The organism is Luteirhabdus pelagi, from assembly GCF_016827595.1.
In the GTDB taxonomy this organism is placed as follows: Bacteria; Bacteroidota; Bacteroidia; order Flavobacteriales; family Flavobacteriaceae; genus Luteirhabdus; species Luteirhabdus pelagi.
Window position 1 is genome coordinate 1 of sequence record NZ_JAECMS010000018.1, and the last position, 2,846, is coordinate 2,846.

Sequence of the window (2,846 nt, forward strand, 5' to 3'; positions counted from 1 at the left end):
CGGAAGAACAAAGAAAAACTGGAATTTTTAACCATTTAAACAACCAAAAAATGGTCAACCTATTTCAGGACAAGACATGACAAATGCACAAAAAAATATTGAAACACCATTTAATGAGGAATTCTGCACTCAATTAGAATACCGAATTTGTCACGAATTGAAAAAATCGACTGACCCAAAATTAAAGGGATTCTGGTGTGATGGAGTTTCATGGCATGCTTCGGAAAAACAATTGACTAAAGAACACGTGAATGACAAAAGGAAAATAGAAACTAAAGCTTGGATTGGAAAAACTGGACAAACGGAATTTAAAGCAACTATACATTTCGGAAAAAACGCTTTGAGAAAATATGATGAAGGTGCCGAATTGGCCAATTGTATTCCTGATTTGGAATCTCAAAATGAATGGATTGAAATTGATTTAGATAATAAAACCGTTGATGTAAAAATAGGTTGTTAAGTGCTTATAGGATATTTTGATTATGTAGTTATTGGAATTTTGATCTTCCTCAATATCAAGTATTGGAAGACAGATTTTGAGAAGAAAATTGGTTGTTTACCAGTTTTTCTTTTGTTTGCTTTTCTAATCCCATTAATTTCAATTTTTATCGAATTGCAAATTGTAGGAGAATGGATGGATAGCTATGAAGTTCTTTATACCTATTTACGATTCCCTACTTATTGGATAATTGGAATAGTCCAAATGATAATTATTGGAATTAGATTGAGCAGAAAACCAGATAAAGAAAGTGAAACTGAAAAAATAGAGTAAATTGCACACAGCCAGCAGGTAACAACGTATAACGCAAATTGCTCGGTTGATTCCTACTCGGAATCATCCTCGTTAGCGGACAATCTCGAAAGTTTTGATTATTTTGGTCCGGAAAGAGCGCATCTTGCGTTATACAAAACCGTTAGCAAATATTATGAAACAAATTTTTACTTGGTTTTTTTTCATTGCTTTTATTCAAAATTCTTCTGCTTGTATTTGTGAATTATTTTGGAACGATTGGAATGAGCAGCAAATGATTGATGTTATAAATTATAGCGATGTGATTTTCATCGGCGAATTAAAAGCGCGTGCTGATGATTGTTATGAATTCGAAATTATTGAAATATTTAATGGTAGTTTGAAAAAAGGGGAAATAGTTACTGGTTACTATGTCACTTCTTGCTCTGATATGCCTTATAGAAACGGAGAATATTTAATTTATGGAGACTATAAAATAATCGATTATGAGATATTCTTAGATTACAGTCTTTGTAGTCCATCAAGAAATATCAGTGATCTTGAAACAGAGCAAGAAATTGATTATTTGACAAAAGAACTCAAATTTCTAAATGAGTGTTTTGATAAAGAGATAACAACAAAGAGATAACATTTGCTAACAATGTATATAGCCCATAGCTCAGAGGGTTAAATGTTTTGATTTTCTTACAATTTATTTACTTTTAATCCCAACTGAAAAATCCGTAACACAAAACGCTACGGGCCATATACGTTACCGTTGGCATTAATGCGGATTGAATTTTGATAATTCAAATTATTGTATTTACTTTGTAATAACATATTTGAATTTCATGGAAACGTCAATAATAAAGATCGGAAACTCGAAAGGTCTACGCCTGAGCAAAACGATTCTCGAAAAATACAACATCAAAGATAAGGTCGAACTTATCCTTGAAAAGGGTCAGATCATCCTCAAACCAATCGATTCGCCAAGAAAAGGCTGGGAAAAGGAATTCAAGCGGATGAACAAAAACGGGGATGATAGATCTTTGATGAATGATGTGTTCGAAGATGAAAACTTTGACGAATGGAATTAAGACAATACTCCATCGTTTTGGTCAACCTCGATCCTACTGTCGGCAGTGAAATAAAAAAGACAAGACCTTGCGTAGTGATTTCACCGAATGAGATGAACAAATATCTCAACACGGTGATCATAGCTCCGATGACCACAAATCTTAAAAAATATCCGACCAGGGTTCCTGTTAAACATAACCGGAAAAAAGGAATGATTGCCATTGATCAGATTCGAACAATTGACAAAAAAAGAATCGTCAAGGTATTTGATGACTTGACAAACACAGAAATTAAAAACTGTAAAGAGGTCATAAAAGAAACATTGGTTGATTGATAAACGCACTAATGCCAACAATGTATAACGCGCATTGTGTTGGCTGAAACAATACAATTGAATAACTTAGAAAGTTATACAACTCCTTCCCTATTTGAAAAATTAGTAAATTGAACAAAAACACAACGCGAAGCGTTATACAAGACCGTTAACCTACAATTGCGGTGACCCGCTTGCAGCGGATTTCAATTCAAAAAGGTTTAGCTGACTTTCACTCGAATGGAAATTAACTAAAAAGCAACTCTGAAAAATGTTATTTTGATTTGTTGCGTTCATTTCTTGAATTCCAAACTGAACGATTGATTTCAAACTGAAATTGAAAATTCTGAATGGAAAGATTGATCTGATTTGACCAAGAATTGACAAATCCGGTTGATTTCTCAACGAAACGGATAATTCTGATTTAGTTCTGGGGTGATAAAATTGAAACTGTTGTTGAAAATGGATCGATTTCGGAAAAGAGCTTTCCCGCAACTGTAGGTAACAACGCATAACGCCCATTGCTTCGGATTTTCATATCTGAAAATCCTCGCAGGGGGACAATTTGGTAAGTTTTACTTATTTTGTTGCCTGAAAGCGCAACGCTGCGTTATACAAATCCGTTAGCTGCACGCCTAAACCGAATTTAGATGAAATTTATTTACTCAGTATTCCTATTATTCACTCTAGTTCAAAGCAAAACATATAATTTGACTGGTGAATATT

The 2,846-nt window shown here is 33.7% G+C and carries 4 protein-coding genes; all 4 read left to right on the forward strand.

Going from position 1 to position 2,846, the window contains the following annotated elements; genetic code table 11:
* Positions 1 to 76 precede the first annotated feature (76 nt).
* The 4 genes from I4Q58_RS15330 to I4Q58_RS15345 all read left to right on the forward strand — a co-directional run bounded on the left by I4Q58_RS15330 (position 77) and on the right by I4Q58_RS15345 (position 2,141).
* Positions 77 to 460 (forward strand): hypothetical protein, encoded by a 384-nt coding sequence (locus tag I4Q58_RS15330; RefSeq protein ID WP_203296787.1) that lies wholly within the window; start codon positions 77 to 79, stop codon positions 458 to 460.
* A gap of 466 nt (positions 461 to 926) precedes the next feature.
* Complete coding sequence (locus I4Q58_RS15335) at positions 927 to 1,379, forward strand: hypothetical protein (RefSeq protein WP_203296788.1); 453 nt, start codon at positions 927 to 929, stop codon at positions 1,377 to 1,379.
* A 202-nt stretch (positions 1,380 to 1,581) separates the two neighbouring features.
* Positions 1,582 to 1,827: an AbrB/MazE/SpoVT family DNA-binding domain-containing protein gene (locus I4Q58_RS15340; protein ID WP_203296789.1), complete on the forward strand. Its 246-nt coding sequence runs from the start codon at positions 1,582 to 1,584 to the stop codon at positions 1,825 to 1,827.
* Complete coding sequence (locus I4Q58_RS15345) at positions 1,818 to 2,141, forward strand: type II toxin-antitoxin system PemK/MazF family toxin (protein ID WP_203296790.1); 324 nt, start codon at positions 1,818 to 1,820, stop codon at positions 2,139 to 2,141. The genes I4Q58_RS15340 and I4Q58_RS15345 overlap by 10 nt, the downstream gene beginning before the upstream one ends.
* The last annotated feature ends 705 nt before the right edge of the window (positions 2,142 to 2,846 follow it).

What these genes read in the sequence shown, in the direction of transcription:
- I4Q58_RS15345 (WP_203296790.1), top strand. Translation starts at nt 1,818, where the DNA reads ATGGAATTAAGACAATACTCCATCGTTTTGGTCAACCTCGATCCTACT.
- I4Q58_RS15340 (WP_203296789.1), top strand. Translation starts at nt 1,582, where the DNA reads ATGGAAACGTCAATAATAAAGATCGGAAACTCGAAAGGTCTACGCCTG.
- I4Q58_RS15330 (WP_203296787.1), top strand. Translation starts at nt 77, where the DNA reads ATGACAAATGCACAAAAAAATATTGAAACACCATTTAATGAGGAATTC.
- I4Q58_RS15335 (WP_203296788.1), top strand. Translation starts at nt 927, where the DNA reads ATGAAACAAATTTTTACTTGGTTTTTTTTCATTGCTTTTATTCAAAAT.